This is a genomic window from Streptomyces sp. NPDC093064, from assembly GCF_044754605.1.
GTDB lineage: Bacteria > Actinomycetota > Actinomycetes > Streptomycetales > Streptomycetaceae > Streptomyces.
Genome location: NZ_JBIVPK010000016.1, coordinates 105,599 through 122,328 on the forward strand (window position 1 = coordinate 105,599; position 16,730 = coordinate 122,328).

The 16,730-nt window shown below is 72.6% G+C and carries 11 protein-coding genes; 3 read left to right on the forward strand and 8 right to left on the reverse strand.

Features of this window, described 5'->3' with window-relative positions:
* Positions 1–21 precede the first annotated feature (21 nt).
* Complete coding sequence (locus ACIQFZ_RS21050) at positions 22–1,950, reverse strand: IucA/IucC family protein (RefSeq protein WP_402691868.1); 1,929 nt, start codon at positions 1,948–1,950, stop codon at positions 22–24.
* Positions 1,951–2,318: 368 nt separating this feature from the next.
* Complete coding sequence (locus tag ACIQFZ_RS21055) at positions 2,319–3,881, reverse strand: diaminobutyrate--2-oxoglutarate transaminase family protein (RefSeq protein ID WP_383061441.1); 1,563 nt, start codon at positions 3,879–3,881, stop codon at positions 2,319–2,321.
* Positions 3,882–4,313: 432 nt separating this feature from the next.
* Between ACIQFZ_RS21055 and ACIQFZ_RS21060 the strand changes: the two genes are divergently transcribed.
* The 3 genes from ACIQFZ_RS21060 (at position 4,314) to ACIQFZ_RS21070 (ending at position 8,228) form a co-directional block, all read left to right on the forward strand.
* Positions 4,314–5,351 (forward strand): MerR family transcriptional regulator, encoded by a 1,038-nt coding sequence (locus tag ACIQFZ_RS21060; RefSeq protein WP_383061440.1) that lies wholly within the window; start codon positions 4,314–4,316, stop codon positions 5,349–5,351.
* Between the two features lie 217 nt (positions 5,352–5,568).
* On the forward strand, positions 5,569–6,807 hold the full coding sequence (locus ACIQFZ_RS21065; protein WP_365776362.1) for a hypothetical protein: 1,239 nt from the start codon (positions 5,569–5,571) through the stop codon (positions 6,805–6,807).
* 203 nt (positions 6,808–7,010) lie between these two features.
* Positions 7,011–8,228, forward strand: a complete 1,218-nt coding sequence (locus ACIQFZ_RS21070; RefSeq protein ID WP_402691869.1) for a trypsin-like serine peptidase — start codon at positions 7,011–7,013, stop codon at positions 8,226–8,228.
* A gap of 68 nt (positions 8,229–8,296) precedes the next feature.
* Here the strand turns inward: ACIQFZ_RS21070 and hflX are convergent, their stop codons facing one another.
* From hflX to miaA, 6 genes are all read right to left on the reverse strand, one after another.
* On the reverse strand, positions 8,297–9,808 hold the full coding sequence (gene hflX, locus ACIQFZ_RS21075; protein ID WP_402691870.1) for a GTPase HflX: 1,512 nt from the start codon (positions 9,806–9,808) through the stop codon (positions 8,297–8,299).
* 201 nt (positions 9,809–10,009) lie between these two features.
* Entirely contained in the window at positions 10,010–11,488 is a 1,479-nt protein-coding gene (locus ACIQFZ_RS21080; RefSeq protein WP_383061437.1) for a M1 family metallopeptidase, read from the reverse strand.
* A 112-nt stretch (positions 11,489–11,600) separates the two neighbouring features.
* The gene (locus ACIQFZ_RS21085; protein ID WP_402691871.1) at positions 11,601–13,826 is read right to left on the reverse strand and encodes a RelA/SpoT family protein; all 2,226 of its coding nucleotides are present in this window, start codon (positions 13,824–13,826) and stop codon (positions 11,601–11,603) included.
* Between the two features lie 298 nt (positions 13,827–14,124).
* Positions 14,125–14,994: a diaminopimelate epimerase gene (gene dapF, locus ACIQFZ_RS21090; protein WP_365776368.1), complete on the reverse strand. Its 870-nt coding sequence runs from the start codon at positions 14,992–14,994 to the stop codon at positions 14,125–14,127.
* Between the two features lie 116 nt (positions 14,995–15,110).
* Positions 15,111–15,608, reverse strand: a complete 498-nt coding sequence (locus ACIQFZ_RS21095) for a hypothetical protein (RefSeq protein WP_365423889.1) — start codon at positions 15,606–15,608, stop codon at positions 15,111–15,113.
* Between the two features lie 108 nt (positions 15,609–15,716).
* Positions 15,717–16,655, reverse strand: coding sequence for a tRNA (adenosine(37)-N6)-dimethylallyltransferase MiaA (gene miaA / locus ACIQFZ_RS21100; RefSeq protein WP_365423874.1), 939 nt, complete (start codon positions 16,653–16,655; stop codon positions 15,717–15,719).
* Positions 16,656–16,730 lie beyond the last annotated feature (75 nt).

Sequence of the window (16,730 nt, forward strand, 5' to 3'; positions counted from 1 at the left end):
AGACGGGAGTCGGGGTGCGGGTCAGAGGTACAGGGGGTTGGCGATGGTGACGTAGACGGACTGGGTGTCGACTGGGCCGACGAGTTCGTCGAGGCCGTACAGCCGGGTCAGCAGGTTGGCCTTGCAACGCAGGACCGGGGAGTCGAGCAGGCGGGAAGGCAGGGTGGAGCGCGTACGGGCGGGGCCGCAGGCCGCGTCGGCGAGGAAGCGGCGGAAGGCGGCCAGCAACAGCCGCTCGTCGACGAGCCGTTGGGAGCCGAAGGCACCGATGAGACCGAACACGTTGTTGACGGCGAGGTAGTAGGCGAAGCGTTCGTCGGTGACGTCGTCGGAGACGAAGGTGTCGCTGTGCTCGCCGATACCGGGCAGCCGGGCGTCGAGTTCCGCGTGCCGGGAGACGCGGAAGTAGTAGCCCTGGTTGTCGCGGTAGCGACCGCCCGCGGGCCAGCCTTCGTCGTCCAGCAGGAGCAGCGTGTTCTGCTGGTGGGCCTCCAGGGCGACTCCCGCCTCGCCGTCCAGCCACAGCACGGGGCGGACCACCTGCTCGAGGTAGCGCAGGAACCACTCGGTGGCCACGGCTCTCGACGGGCGGCCGGTGCGGACGGCGAGGCTGGTGACGACCTCGGCCAGGCGGGACCGGAGGGTGAGGGGGGCGCCGGCCCGGAGGTAGGGCCGGGGGGCCACGAGTCCGGCGACGCAGGAGACGTCGTCCGACGGGTTGAACGGGTTGTGCCGGATCATCACGTCCAGGCCCGGCACGGGTGCCCCGTCCTGGTCGTCCACGGCCAGCCAGGCTGGGTCGCGGACGACGTCGAAGCCGGGGTGCGCCGCGCGCCACTGCTGGGAGAGCCCACTGCGCAGCAGCCGGTGGACCTCTACACCCCGGTGCAGTTCCTTGCGGAGGTTCTCACGACGGGAGTTGGTGATGTACAGGCCCAGTGACAGCTTGAGCATGGCGGCCGCGCCGGTGCGGTGCACGGTGCGTACGGAGGAGGTGGGGTGCCAGGACGGCCCGTAGGAACCCAGGTCGCGCAACAGTCCTGCGTCGATCAGGGCCGCCGTGTCCGCGCGGTGGCGCACCTCGTGCAACTGCCATGGGTGCAGTGGCAGGGCGGCGTATCCGTCGGGCAGGGGCAGCCCCGCTGCGGCGAGCCGGGCGGTGAGCAGATCGGCGGGTACGGTCCGGCCGCATTCGGTCCAGGCCGAGTCGGTGGCGAGTACGGAGCGGGCGACCGCCATCCAGTGCAACGGGAAGGAGCCTCGCAATTCGGGCGAGTAGTGGCGGACTTCGGCTTCCGACAGGCCCTCGCGGCTCTTGGGGGTCGGGTGCAGCGGGTGTCCGAGCAGGAGGGCCTGCTCGGCGGAGAGGAAGCGGTCGGTTCCGTCGGTGGGACGGTGCCGGCGGTCGCGCAGGAAGAGGGTGGTGCCACGAACGGAGTCGGCGACACGGGCGACGAGGTCGAGGGCGGCGGTGTCGGAGGGCTCGGCCGATGTCCGGTTCGGTGACGGGGCGGTGGCTGTGGGCGCCTGCGAGGCCCGGGGGGCGCGGTTCCTGGTGCGTGCCTCCCGCACCAGCAGGGTGGCGACCGTGACGGCGTCGGCCGGCGGGGCGTCCTCCGGGGCGTCGGCCAGGTAAGGAAGGCCGAAGCGGTGCCAGCCCGTCGGGGACCAGTGGTGAACCGGGACGAGCAGGGCCGTACCGCTGGCCCGGAGAGGGATGCGGAGGGTGCCGTAGCAGGGAGCCGCCGTGTCGGTCTCGCGCACCCAGCAGCGCAGAAGGTTCTCCACGGCCGCGGCCTGGGCGGCGGTGTGCGGGTCAGGGTGTTCGAGGAGGTCGGTGGCAGTCCCGTCGGGCTGCAGGGCGGCCGATGTCCTTCTCGGCTGACGGGGAACCTTCTCGGCCGGGTCGTGGGTGCGGGAGCGGCCGTGGGAGGTGGAGGTGAGGTTCAAGACGGCTCCTCGGGGTGACGTTCGGGTCGACGCGTCCAGCAGATGGCGGGCCGGCCGGGCGGAGGTGGGTGCGACGGTGGTGCGACACCGGACCAGTCGGTAAGGGCTGGCTCGGAGGGGGTGAGGATCTGGGTGTTTCGGAGGTGCCGGTGGGGCGGCTGGGGGGACGGGGCGGTCGCCTTTGGCGGTCCGTCCGCGCCCCAGGGTTCAGAGATGGGCGGGGCGGGGGCGGCGGGGCCGGACGAGCCGATCGGCTCAACCGTCCGGCTCCGGAACCGGTAGCGCGGTCCGGGTCGGCCGAGCGGGGCCGGCGTCGGCTCGGACCTGCTCGCCCCGGGGCGCCCGCCGACTATCGCGGCCGCGGGGCGCTACCCCGTGCCTTCCGAATGGCCGGCGGGTCGCGGCGGTCTCCGAGGGGTCCCGCACTCCTGACCGTCTCGGCCGGTGTGACTCCGGGCCGCCGCGTCGACCGCATCGGCCAGTCGGCCGAGGACCGCGGCGGTCTGCTCGTCGGTGATCGTCAGCGGAGGGAGGAGCCGTACGACGCTTGCGTGGCGGCCGCCGAGTTCGACGATCAAGCCCCGCCGCAGGCACTCCCGTTGGACGGCGGCGGCGAGTTCGGGTGCGGCGGGAAGGGGCTCCCGGACGCGGGGCAACGTCGGCCCGGCACCCGGGGTGTCATCGACACCGCCACCCCCGCCGACGTTCCCGGCATCGGCACCTGAGCCCGTGGGGCAGACCCGGTCCGAGCTGACGCCGGCTCCGCTGTCCCTCTCGGGGTCCCCCTCCGGGTTCACCAGTTCGAGGCCGATCATCAGCCCGCGTCCCCGTACCTCGCCGACGCAGGGGAAGTGACCGGCCAGGTCGCGGAGTTGGGTCAGCATGTGGAAGCCGAGGGATGCCGCGCGTTCGGTGAGGCGGTTCTCCCGGACGTGGGCCAGGGTGGCCGTGCCCGCGGCCATGGCGAGTTGGTTGCCGCGGAACGTTCCCGCATGGGCGCCGGGTTCCCAGACGTCGAGGTCGTCGCGGTAGACCACGACCGCCAGCGGAAGGCTGCCGCCGATGGCCTTGGACAGCACCATCACGTCCGGCGTCACACCGCTGTACTCCACCGCCCAGAAGGCGCCCGTGCGGCCCACCCCTGTCTGGATCTCGTCGGCGATCAGTGGGACGGACCGGTCCTCGGTGATGCGGCGCATGCGCCGCATCCAGTCGTCCGGGGCTCGAAGCACCCCGCCCTCGCCCTGGACGGGTTCGAGGATCATCCCGGCGGGCAGCGGTACGCCCGACTTCGGGTCGTCCAGGACGGACTCGGTCCAGCGGGCGGAGAGTTCGGCCCCGCGCGCGCCGCCCACGCCGAAGGGGCAGCGGTAGTCCTGCGGGTAGGGCAGGCGCGCGACCCGTACGTCGGTGGCGTGGCCCGAGGCGGCGAGCGCCCCCTCGGTCATCCCGTGGTAGGCGCCGGAGAAGGCCAGGATTCCGGTGCGGCCGGTGGCGGCCCGGACGAGTTTGAAGGCGGCCTCGACCGCGTCCGTGCCGGCCGGCCCGCAGAACTGCACACGCGCGCGGTCGGCGAGTCCGGTCGGCAGAGTGTGGAACAGCTCGGTGACGAAGGCGTCCTTGACGGGTGTGGCGAGATCGAGGACGTGCAGGGGCGCGCCCGAGTCGAGGACCTCACGGATGGCTTCGAGGACGACGGGGTGGTTGTGGCCGAGGGCGAGGGTGCCCGCGCCCGAGAGGCAGTCCAGGTAGCGGCGGCCGTCCGCGCCCTCGACGGTGAGCCCGCGGGCCCGGACGGGCACGATCGGCAGGGCGCGCGCATAGGTGCGTGCCGCCGACTCGCGCGCCGACTGCCGCCGCAGGATCCCCTCGAACGAGGCGCGCGCCCCCGCCGACGCGCAGCCTCCGGGCGCAGACTCCGTAACGGTCACGGTCCTTGTCCTCCCGCTGTCCCAGAGCGTCGGCCTGCCACTGATGCAAGGTGCCGGCCTCACGCCGCCGGGGGCGATTCGCCGCCCGCGGCACGGGGTCCCGGACGCAGACATCAGGACCCTCACCGCTACAACCCCGTCCGGTCCGCACGGTTACGGGTGCGCTCAAGATCCTTGCGGTCGTGGAGCGTTGCTCGTCGGCGTCCTCGGCCGGACCTGGCGAGACCACGAGACCACTCACGGCCCGCGCCCGCACGAGGCCGGCGTGCGACGGCAGGGGGCGGGAGGGGCAGGAGGCAAAACATCAGAGGCCGGGAGGCAGATCACCGTGCGCCGGCAGGCAAATCACCATGCGGCGGGAGGTAACTCGCATCGGTCTCGCATCGGACAATGGGAATCGCAAGGGAAGCCGGCCGAGCGAGGTGCGGGGACATGAGCGACGAAACACCGCCCGCGGCGGGGCTGACCACGGGCGCTCTGGCCCGCCGCCTGGGCGTCTCCCCGACCACCCTGCGCTCCTGGGACCGCCGCTACGGTCTGGGGCCCGCCGTGCGGGCGCGGGGACGGCACCGCCGCTGGAGCCCGCAGGACGTCGCGATGGTGGAGGAGATGTGCCGGCTGACGGCGGCGGGCGCGCCACCCGCCGAGGCCGCCCGGGTGACCCGCTTCGGGCGCGGCCCGGCCGGGCGTGCCGAACCGGCCGCCGCCGTGGCCTCCGACCGGCCTGCTCCGTCGTCCGGGGCGGAGGAGCCGCCCCGCCGCGGGGGCGCCGGCGGCGGGCTGCCGCTGGGCGACGTGCGGCTGGAGTGCCGGGGCCTGGCCCGCGCCGCGGTGCGCCTGGACTCGCCGGAGCTGGAGCGCCGGCTGCTGGAAGCGATCGGACGGTACGGGCTGACGGTGGCGTGGGAGGAGGTGATGGTGCCGACCCTGCGCGCGGTGGGCCGCAAGTGGGAGTCGTCCGGCGACCGGTACGTGGAGGTGGAGCACCTGCTGTCCTGGCAGGTGTCGAGCACACTGCGCAGCACACCGCTGCTGCTGCCGCGCGCCGCGGCGCAGGTGGACGCTCCGCCGGTGGTGCTGGCCTGCGCGCCCGGTGAGCAGCACTCCCTCCCCCTGGAGGCGCTGAACGCGGCGCTGGGCGAGCGCGGGGTGCCGACCCGGATGCTGGGCGCCGCGGTGCCGGTGGAGGCGCTGATCGCCTGCGTGCGGCGCACGGGCCCGACCGCCGTGGTCCTGTGGTCGCAGGCCCGCTCCACCGCGTCGGTGCCGCTGGCGCGGCACGTCGCGGCTCTGGAATGGGGGGCGCCGGGTGCGCGCAGGCGGCCTGCCGTCCTGCCCGCCGGCCCGGGCTGGGAGCGGCGGACCTGCGGGGGCTTCCCGCGCTGTGTGGGCCTGCGGGACACGGTCGAGACGCTGACCCGCCTCTGCGGTGACGACGGTGCCGTGGCGCACGCCCCACGGGTGCGTTGAGGGGCGGGAATCGGACGAACTGCCAGACCAGACAGCCTGTGGCGCAACCGCTGCCCGTAGCGAAACCGTTGCCGTTCCGTCGGCGGTCCCCCACGCCGACCGCATAGTGTGTGGTGCCGTTCGCGCACACCATGGGACCAGGGTGAACTGGGCCTGATTTCACGGTGAGAGCGCGATGGCAAGGAGCAAGTCCGTTCACAGCAGGGGGAGTCAGAGCATGCGACCCATACGCCCGTTCTTCAACGCTCGTCGAGGAGGGGGCGCCCGCCGCACAACCTCACCCGTGCTGACCTCCGTGGCCCTGGCCTCGGTGCTCGCGCTCTTCGCCACCGGCTGCGACTCGGGCGACAGCAAGGCCGACGACCGGCCCACCGCCGTCGCGACCGCCGACGACACGGGCGCAACCGGCGACGGAAAGATCAAGATCCCGGACGACCTGAGGAAGAAGCTCAAGGAACACGGGATCGACATCGACAAGTGGAAGAACGGCGCCTGGAAGGACTGGAACCAGGACGACTGGCTCCGTGAGGCGAAGGACTTCGTCAACCCGATCATCAAGGACCTGTGGGACCCCGACCGGATGCGCCGCGCCAAGGACCCGGACAAGGGCATCGACGACAACGACCTCTCCGGCGACCAGGGTGTCACCGACCCGACCCCGGCCTCGGTGAGGGCGCGTGCGGTCCCGCCGGCGTACCACGCGAACGCGGCGACGGCGGGCAAGGTGTTCTTCGACTCCCCCGAGGGCACGATGGTCTGCTCGGCGACGGTCGTTCAGGACCCGGCCCACCCGGGCAAGTCCAACCTCGTGTGGACGGCCGGCCACTGCGTGCACGCCGGCAAGAAGGGCGGCTGGTACCGCAACATCGCCTTCGTGCCGTCGTACAACGACGCGGGCCGCAGCACCGCCGAACTGCAGAACGCCGGCAAGGACGAGGTCGCACCATTCGGCGTGTGGTGGGGAGACTGGGCGCAGACCTCGGAGCAGTGGATCGAGCAGGGCGGTCCGACCGGCGGGCAGGGTGCCGCCTACGACTTCGCCGTCATCCACGTGACGCCCGAGCAGGGCGGCGCCGGCAAGTCGCTGGAGGAGACGGTCGGCACGGCACTGCCCGTGGACTTCGCCGCCCCGGCCGTGCCCCAGGTGCGGAGCCTGACCGCGACCGGCTACCCGGCCGCGCCGCCGTACGACGGGCAGCGGCTGTACCAGTGCCAGGACAAGCCGGGCCGGCTGTCGCTGAACGCCTCGGACCCGACGATGTACCGCATCGGCTGCACCATGACCGGCGGCTCCTCCGGCGGCGGCTGGGTCGCGACCGGCTCGGACGGCAAGCCCGCTCTGGTCTCCAACACCTCGATCGGTCCGGTGACGGCCGGCTGGCTGGCGGGTCCGCGGCTGGGCCCGGCGGCCAAGGACGTGTACGACGCGGTCAGCGGCAAGTTCGCAGGACAGTAGGCAGGCCGAAGGCGGCGGGGTGTCTCACGGGAACCTTCACCGTCCCGCCGCCGTTCGCACTCGATTCCCTGGGCATAGTGGGGTGCCGCTCCGGACGGCTCCGCACGGAAACGCCCGGATGACAAGCGCATGAAGCCAAAGGCGCTCGGCGCTCGGGCCGGGCGCACGGCATTTCACACCGATCAACGGGGGTTCATCGCACCATGCAGTTCATACCTGGTTCCGCCACGCCCCGGCGCGCGCGCCGGCGCACCGTCCTGGCCGCCACCGGGCTCGTCGCGGCCCTGGCGCTCACCGCCACCGCCTGCGACGGCTCGGGCAAGGCCGACGCCGCCGGCACGCCGGACGCCGCCGCCTCGCAGTCCGCGGACAGCGGCAGCGACGACGGCAAGGTCAGGATTCCGGCCGACATCGCGGACAAGCTCAAGGAGCACGGGTTCGATGTCGACAAGTGGCAGCGCGGCGGCTGGAAGGACTGGGACAAGGACAAGTGGCTCAGTGAGGCCAAGGACTTCGTCAACCCGGTGATCAAGGGCCTGTGGCAGCCCGAGCGGATGAAGTCCGCCCAGGAGGCCGACAAGACGGTCTCCACCCAGGACGCCGTCGCCGACCAAGGCGTCAGCGACCCGGCGCCGCGGCCGGTCCGGGCGCAGGCGGAGAAGACGCCGTACCACGAGAACGCCGCCCCGGTCGGCAAGGTCTTCTTCGACTCGCCCCAGGGCTCGATGGTCTGCTCGGGCACGGTCGTCAAGGACGTCAACCACCCGGGCAAGTCCAACCTGGTGTGGACCGCCGGCCACTGCGTGCACGCCGGCCGGGACGGCGGCTGGTACCGCAACATCGCGTTCGTCCCGGCCTACAACGACCTCGGCAAGTCCGCGCCGCAGCTGAGCAACGTGAAGGCCTCCGAGGTCGCCCCGTACGGCGCCTGGTGGGCGGACTGGGCATCCACCTCCAACCAGTGGATCCAGGGCGGTGCGGAGACGGGCGGCGCGGGCGCCGCGTACGACTACGCCGTGCTGCACGTGAAGCCGGAGTCCGGTTCCCGCTCGCTGGAGGAGACCGTCGGGGCGGCGCTGGACGTGGACTTCTCCGCGCCGCCGGCGGCGCAGGTCGCCACGATGGGCGCCTGGGGCTACCCGGCCGCGCCTCCGTACAGCGGTCTGAACATGTTCCGCTGCGTCGACCGGCCGGGCCGGCTGTCGCTCAGCCCGTCGCTCCCGACGATGTACCGCATCGGCTGCACCATGACCGGCGGCTCCTCCGGCGGCGGCTGGTTCCGTGTGGTGGACGGCAGGACGAAGCTGGTGTCCAACACCTCGATCGGCCCGGCGGACCACACCTGGCTGGCGGGTCCGCAGCTGGGGCAGGGCGCGGAGGCGCTGTACCAGAACATGAGCAGGACCTACGGCGGCCGGTGACCCGGTGACGAAGCCGAGGGCCCGCCCCCTTCGACAGGGGGCGGGCCCTCGGGCCGTGCGGTTGTGGGTCAGAGCGCGGTGGCGGGCACGTACGGCGCCAGTTCCGCCGCGAGCTCCTCGTGCACCCGGGCCTTGAGCAGGGTGCCCTCCGCGGTGTGCTCCTCGGAGATCACCTCGCCCTCGGTGTGGGCACGGGCGACCAGCTTGCCGTGGGTGTACGGCACCAGCGCCTCGATCTCGACGGACGGCCGGGGCAGCTCGCTGTCGATCAGCGCGAGCAGCTCAGTGATGCCCTGCCCGGTGCGGGCCGAGACGACGATCGAGCGCTTCTCGATCCGCAGCAGCCGCTGGAGCACCAGCGGGTCCGCCGCGTCCGCCTTGTTGACCACGACGATCTCGGGTACGTCGGTGGCGCCGACGTCCCTGATCACCTCGCGCACCGCGGCCAGCTGCTCCTCCGGGTCGGGGTGGGAGCCGTCCACCACGTGCAGGATGAGGTCGGAGTCGCCGACCTCCTCCATGGTGGAGCGGAAGGCCTCGACCAGGTGGTGCGGCAGGTGCCGGACGAAGCCGACGGTGTCCACCAGCGTGTAGAGCCGCCCGCTCGGGGTCTCGGCCCGGCGCACGGTCGGGTCCAGGGTCGCGAACAGGGCGTTCTCGACCAGGACACCCGCGCCGGTGAGCCGGTTGAGCAGGGAGGACTTGCCGGCGTTGGTGTAGCCGGCGATGGCGACGGAGGGCACCTTGTTGCGGCGCCGCTCCTGGCGCTTGATCTCGCGGCCGGTCTTCATCTCCGCGATCTCCCGGCGCATCTTCGCCATCTTCTCGCGGATCCGCCGCCGGTCCGTCTCGATCTTGGTCTCACCGGGACCGCGTGTGGCGAGGCCGCCGCCGCTGCCGCCGCCCATCTGCCGGGACAGCGACTGACCCCAGCCGCGCAGCCTCGGCAGCATGTACTGCATCTGGGCGAGCGCGACCTGCGCCTTGCCCTCTCGGGACTTGGCGTGCTGGGCGAAGATGTCCAGGATCAGGGCCGTACGGTCGATGACCTTGACCTTGACGACGTCCTCGAGGTGAATCAACTGGCCAGGGCTGAGCTCACCGTCGCAGATGACGGTGTCCGCGCCGGTCTCCACGACGATGTCCCGCAGCTCGTTCGCCTTGCCGGAACCGATGTAGGTGGCCGCGTCCGGCTTGTCACGGCGCTGCATGACGCCGTCGAGCACGACCGCGCCCGCGGTCTCCGCGAGGGCGGCCAGCTCGGCCAGGGAGTTCTCCGCGTCCCGCGCGGTCCCCGAGGTCCATACGCCGACGAGCACGACCCGCTCCAGGCGGAGCTGGCGGTACTCGACCTCGGTGACGTCCTCGAGCTCGGTGGACAGGCCCGCGACACGGCGCAGCGCCGCCCGCTCGGAACGGTCGAACTGATCGCCGTCCCGCTCTCCGTCGAACTCGTGGCTCCAGGTGACGTCCTCTTCCATCAGGGCATCGGCCCGGAGACCTTCGGGGTAGGAGTGCGCGAGGCGCTTGCCGTCCTGGGACGCCTCAAACGACTGGGAAGAGGAAGAAGAGGAGGTCATTTGGTCCTTACGTGGTGGGAGAGTCCTTCACCGGTCACAACGTACGGGCGCCCCGGGAGATTCCCGTGGCCCCGTGCGGCGCCGGTCTGAAGATGGTCGCACGGTACGGCCCGTCTCGTCACTGCGTTATTCCTCCGGGTGCCACCATCGGGTTCCTCCATTCGCGTCCCGCCACGTCCATTCGCCTCCGTTCACGTCCACTCACTTCTTCGCCGCCCGAGGCGGCGGGGCGGGCTTCCAGTCGGGGTGGCCGGGCATCGGCGGGGTCTTCTCGCCGTACAGCCAGGCCTGGAAGAAGCCACTCAGGTCACGTCCGGCGATACCCGAGGCCAGGCGCTCGAAGTCGGCCGTGGTGGCCGTGCCGTCCCGGTGGGCCCGCACCCAGGCGCGCTCCAGGCGCTCGAAGTCCGGCTTGCCGATCTCCTGTCGCAGCGCGTACAGGACGAGCGCGGCGCCGTCGTAGACGTTCGCGCGGAAGACCCCGATCTTCTGGCCGGGCTTCGGCGGCTTGGGCAGCGCGGGCGGTCCGCCGGCCTCGCGCCAGCGGTCCGAGGCGCCGTAGGCGGCCTTCATACGGGTCTCCAGCGGCCTCTTCGCCTTCTCGTCGGCGTACAGGGCCTCGTACCAGGTGGCGTGGCCCTCGTTGAGCCACAGGTCGGACCAGGTGCGAGGGCTGACACTGTCGCCGAACCACTGGTGGGACAGCTCATGCACCATGATCGACTCGACATACCACCGGGGGAGGGCGGGTTCGGTGAACAGCTTCTTCTCGAAGAGGGACAGGGTCTGCGTCTCGAGTTCGAAGCCGGTGGCGGCGGAGGCCATGAGCACGCCGTACGTCTCGAAGGGGTACGCCCCGACCTTGCTCTCCATCCAGGCGATCTGGTCGGGGGTCCTGGCCAGCCACGGTTCGAGCGCCTCACGGTCCTCGGTGGGCACGACGTCGCGCAGGGGGAGGCCGTGCGGGCCGGTGCGGTGCACCACGGTGGAGCGGCCGATGGACACCTGAGCCAGCTCGGTGGCCATGGGGTGCTGGGTGCGGTACGTCCAGGTCGTCGTTCCGCCGGTCCGGGTGACACCGGCCGGGAGGCCGTTGGCGACGGCCATGTACCCGTCGGGCGCGGTGACGTGGAAGGTGAACATCGCCTTGTCCGAGGGATGGTCGTTGCACGGGAACACCATGTGGGCGGCGTCGGCCTGGTTGGCCATGGCGAGACCGTCCGCGGTGCGGACCCAGCCGCCGTCGCGGCCCTTCATGGGCACGGGGTCGCTGGTGTGGTGCACGGTGATGCGCATCCAACTGCCCTGTGACAGCGGGATCTTCGGGGTGACCACGAGATCCTCGCCCGCGGTGGTGAACTCGGCCGGCAGGCCGTCGACCTCGACGGCGTCGACCGTGCCGTGCGCGAAGTCGAGGTTCACGCGCTCCAGGTTCTCGGTGGCCCACGCGTCGATCGTGGTGACGGCCTGGAGCGGCTTGCCGTTGTCACCGCCATAGGTGAACGACAGGTCGTACGACGACACGTCGTACCCGGGGTTGCCCAGGTACGGGAAGAGCCGGTCACCGACGCCCAGCGGCTCGGCCGGAGCGCTCGCGGCGACGAGACAGACGGAGACGGCGGACGCGAGGAGTGTCGCCTTCAGGCGACGGGGGACACGTGATCCAAGGCTGAGCGGCATGGACCACGGCTACCAGCGGCCACCCGCCCCACAGCGCCGACGCGCGTCCAACCCACCCGAAAGAGCCCCACGGGAGCACGCCGAGGGCCGCGGAGGCGCGGGAGCCTACCGCTCACACCCCTGGCGGCTGAGGCTGGGTGCGGCTCACGTCGTAGACGCCCGGGACGTTGCGCATCGCGCGCATCAGGGCCGGGAGCCCGGCCGCGTCGGGGAGTTGGAGGGTGTACGTGTGGCGGACGCGCTGCTGGGCCGGCGGGGCCACGGTCGCGGAGACGATCTCGACGCCCTCGAGGGCGATGGCCTCGGTGAGGTCGGCCAGCAGGTGGGGGCGGCCGAACGATTCCGCGAGCAGCGTGACACGGCACGCGGCGGTCTCCCCCCAGCGCACGCCGAACTCCGCGCGCCCCGCGTTCCTCATCCGCGCGACCGCGGCGCACTCCACGCGGTGCACGGTCACCATTCCCCCGCGCACGGCGAACCCGGTGATCTCGTCGGGCGGCACGGGCGTGCAGCAGCCCGCGAGCCGTGCGGCCGCGTCGGGCCGGCCGACGACCACGACGCTCGCCGTGTCCGGCCCGAAGGCGGCCGGCACGTCGAGCCCGGCCGGCGGAGCCGCTCCGGCGGGCATCGGAATCGGCGGCGTGCCGGAATCCGCAGCGGCCCGCTCGGCCGCGGCGGAGCCGGCACGCACGGGGCTGTCCGCGGCCGGTGCGGCGTCCCCGGCGGCGTCCTGGGCCCGGTCCGGGGCGGGCTGACGGGTGGCCAGACGGCGTTGGATGGCGATGCGGGCGGCCGGGGTGTGGGCGTGGTCCAGCCATTCCTCGGACGGCTCGGAGGCCGGGTCCTGGCCCATCAGGAGCTGGACGGTGTCGCCGTCCTTCAGGACGGTGCTCAGCGTCGCCAGGCGGCCGTTGACGCGGGCGCCGATGCACGCGTGCGCGTCCTCGCCGTACTGGGCGTACGCGGCGTCCACGCATGTGGCGCCCTCGGGCAGGCCCAGGGTGCCCCCGTCGGGCCGGAAGACGGTGATCTCGCGGTCCTGGGCGAGGTCTTCGCGCAGGGTGGACCAGAAGGTGTCGGGGTCCGGCGCGGCCCGCTGCCATTCGAGGAGGCGGGAGAGCCAGCCGGGGCGGGTGGGGTCGGCGCGCTCGCCGTCGCTCGCGGAGTGCTCCTCCGCGGGAGGGGCGTAGGGGTTGCCGAGCGCGACGACCCCGGCCTCGGCGACCTTGTGCATCTGGTGGGTGCGGATGAGGACTTCGACGACCTGTCCGTCCTCGCGGGCCACGGCGGTGTGCAGCGACTGGTACAGGTTGAACTTGGGTACGGCGATGAAGTCCTTGAACTCCGAGACGACGGGCGTCAGGCAGGTGTGCAGCTCACCGAGGACGGCGTAGCAGTCGGCGTCCTCGCTCACCAGCACCAACAGCCGTCCGAAGTCGCAGCCGCGCAGCCGGCCGCGCTTGCGGGAGACCCGGTGCACGGAGACGAAGTGCCGTGGTCTGACGAGCACTTCGGCGGGAACGTCCGCCTCGCGCAGCACCCCGCGCACCTGCTCGGCGACCTCGGTGAGCGGGTCGCCCGGGCGGCCCGCGTTCTCCGCGATCAACTCCCGCGTGTGCGCGTACTCCTCGGGGTGCAGGATCGCGAAGACGAGGTCCTCAAGTTCGGTCTTGAGCGCCTGCACGCCGAGCCGTTCGGCGAGCGGGATGAGGACGTCCCGGGTCACCTTGGCGATACGGGCCTGCTTCTCCGGGCGCATCACGCCGAGGGTGCGCATGTTGTGCAGCCGGTCGGCGAGTTTGATCGACATCACGCGGACGTCGCTGCCGGTGGCGACGAGCATCTTGCGGAAGGTCTCGGGCTCGGCGGCCGCGCCGTAGTCGACCTTCTCCAGCTTGGTGACGCCGTCGACGAGGTAGCGGACCTCCTCGCCGAACTGCTCGCGGACCTGGTCCAGCGTCACGTCGGTGTCCTCGACGGTGTCGTGCAGCAAGGACGCGGTCAACGTCGTCGTCTCGGCGCCGAGTTCGGCGAGGATGAGGGTCACGGCGAGCGGATGCGTGATGTAGGGCTCGCCGCTCTTGCGCATCTGGCCGCGGTGCGAGGACTCGGCCAGGACGTAGGCGCGGCGCAGCGGTTCGAGGTCCGCTTCCGGGAAGTGCGCGCGATGGGCCTCGGCCACGTGGCCGATGGCGTCCGGCAGCCGGTCGCGGGCGGCCGGGCCGAGCAGTGCGGCACGGCCGAGCCGGCGCAGGTCGATCCGCGGGCGGGCCCTGCGCCGTGGCCCCACGGGAGCCACCGGGCCCGGGGCCGCAGGATTCGTGGCATCCGCACTCATGGGCACCTCCGGCTGCGTGGACCGGCGGACGGGGCGCCCCAGGGCGTACGCGGCACAGGGGTTGGCTACGGATCCCCCGTCCGGGCCGGTGATTGATGCTACCGAGCCCAGCACGCCCGACCGGCCGTCTCTCGGTGAGCGTGAAACGGATCACCCATTCGAGCGATGGCCAGGAGGTTTACGGCTTTCAGTCACCTGACAGGCGGTCAGCCGTGGATTCGCCGCCCGTACCCGCCTCCGGGCATACATATGACCTTCCCATGGGCCGTCCGGGCTGCGATACCCAGCCGACCGACCGTCAGCCGGCCGCTGTTTCCAGCCACTTCGCGTCGATCTCGCCCTCGGCGACGATCACGGCGGAGCCGGTCATCTCGATCTCGCCGTCCGGCCGCTCAGTGATCACCAGCGTTCCGCCGGGGAGGTCCACCGTGTACGTCGTCGGGGTCCCGGTGGCCGTCGGGTCGGCGCCGTCACGCCGGGCGGCCGCCACTGCGACGGCACACGCGCCCGTGCCGCACGAGCGGGTCTCGCCCGAGCCGCGCTCGTGCACGCGCAGGGCGACGTGGCGGGGACCGCGGTCGACGACGAACTCGACGTTCACGCCGTCCGGGTAGGCGGAGGCCGGACTGAAGGGCGGCGGGGAGAACAGGTCGCCGGCGTCGGCGAGGTCGTCGACGAAGGCGACCGCGTGCGGGTTGCCCATGTTCACGTTGCGCGCGGGCCAGCTGCGCCCGCCGACGCTCACGGTGACGTCCCCCTCGGGGAGCCTCGCCCTGCCCATGCCGACGGTGATGTCACCGTCCTTGGCGATGTGCACCGTCTTCACGCCTCCGCGCGTGGCGATCGCGAGGTCGCCCTCCGTCGTCTGTCCGGCGTGCTGGAGGTAGCGCGCGAACACCCGCACGCCGTTGCCGCACATCTCCGCGACGGAGCCGTCGGCGTTGCGGTAGTCCATGAACCACTCCGCCTCGGCCGCCATGCCGCGGGCCTCGGGGTGCGCGGCGGAGCGCACGACGTGCAGCACCCCGTCCCCGCCGATGCCCGCGCGGCGGTCGCACAGGGCGGTGACGGCCGCCGGGGACAGCTCGACGGCGTTCTCCGGGTCCGGGACGATCACGAAGTCGTTCTCCGTGCCGTGGCCCTTGAGGAAGGGGATGCGCGTGCTCATGGCTCGATCGTACGGGGTCGCTCCGGCGACCCGGTGATCATGTCCAGCGGCCGCGGGGCCGGTCCGCGGTACGGGCGGTGCCCGGGTCCTGGTGAAGCCGGGGGCCGGTGCGCGGCCTAGCGCAGCCGGGCGACCCGCCAGACGGCGAGCACCACGACCACGGTGACGACGAGGGCGTACGCGCCGATCACCCGCCAGTCCAGGCGCCGCCCGGAACCACGCGGCGGCAGGCCCGGCCAGGTGTGGCCGACGCGGCGGGCGGCCATCATGCCCCAGCCCGCCGAGCAGGAGCAGATCAGCAGCCCCAGCATGGCGATCACGGCGCCGTTGTCGCCGTCGAAGGCCAGCGGGAAGGCGAACATCAGGGAGCCGACGACGGCCAGGCCCACGATCGGGGCCAGCTGCCAGATGCGCAGCCGGCGCTGCGGGCGCAGCTCGACCTCCACCTCGGGCCCGGCGAACATCTCCTCGGGCCCGGGGCCGTCCGCGGTCACGCTGCCCTGCGTCTCGTCGGGCCCGTCGGGGCTCAACGAGCCGTCGTCCGGTTCCGCGCCGCCGCGTTCCACGGTGATGCGGTCGGTGTCTTGTGCGGTGTCGCGAGGGCCGGCCTCCATCGCCACGCGCCCTCCCAACTAGGTCTTCACTCGGTCGATCCGAGCTTGATGATGGCACGGCGCCGGAGGCCTGGATGACGGCCTGGGCGTCCCGATGCCATGACGTGATCAGGCTGTAACCGGTCGTTCGACCAACGCCAAGGCGAGATGCGGAAGTTCTGTGAGATCCGCCGCAGCCCCGCTCAGCCAGTGCACACGGGGGTCCCGCCGGAACCACGAGTCCTGGCGCCGCGCGAAGCGTTTCGTGGCGCGTACGGTCTCCGCGCGCGCCTCGTCGAGCGTGCACTCCCCCGCGAGCGCCGCGAGCACCTGCTGGTAGCCGAGCGCGCGCGATGCCGTACGCCCCTCGCGCAGGCCCCGCGCCTCCAGCGCGCGCACCTCGTCCACGAGCCCCGCCTCCCACATGCGGTCGACCCGGCGCGCGATGCGTTCGTCGAGTTCGGGGCGGGCGACGTCGACGCCGATCTGAACGGTCTCGTAGACCGAGTCGTGGCCCGGGAGGTTCGCGGTGAAGGGGCGGCCGGTGATCTCGATCACCTCGAGGGCCCGGACGATCCGGCGGCCGTTGCTGGGCAGGATCGCCTGCGCGGCCTCGGGGTCGGCGGCGGCGAGGCGGGCGTGCAGCGCGCCGGAGCCGCGCAGCGTGAGCTCGTCCTCCAGCCGGGCGCGCACCTCGGGATCGGTGCCGGGGAACTCCAGGTTGTCCACGGCCCCGCGGACGTACAGGCCGGAGCCGCCGACCAGGACCGGCCAGCGCCCCTCGGCGAGCAGCGCGTCGATCCGCTCCCGGGCGAGCCGCTGGTACTCGGCGACGGACGCCGTGACCGTCACGTCCCAGATGTCCAGCAGATGGTGCGGTATGCCACCGCGCTCCTCGGGCGTCAGCTTCGCGGTGCCGATGTCCATGCCTCGGTAGAGCTGCATGGAGTCGGCGTTGACGACCTCGCCGCCGAGGCGCTGGGCCAGAAAGACGCCCAGATCGGACTTTCCGGCCGCAGTGGGGCCGACGACGGCGATGACGCGGGGGGCGGAGGGTGCGCTGCTCACCGCACCAGTCTCCCAAACCCCGCAGGAGGTGCCTCGCACGAGTCGCGTGACGGCGGGTGACGGGGTAGGACGAGT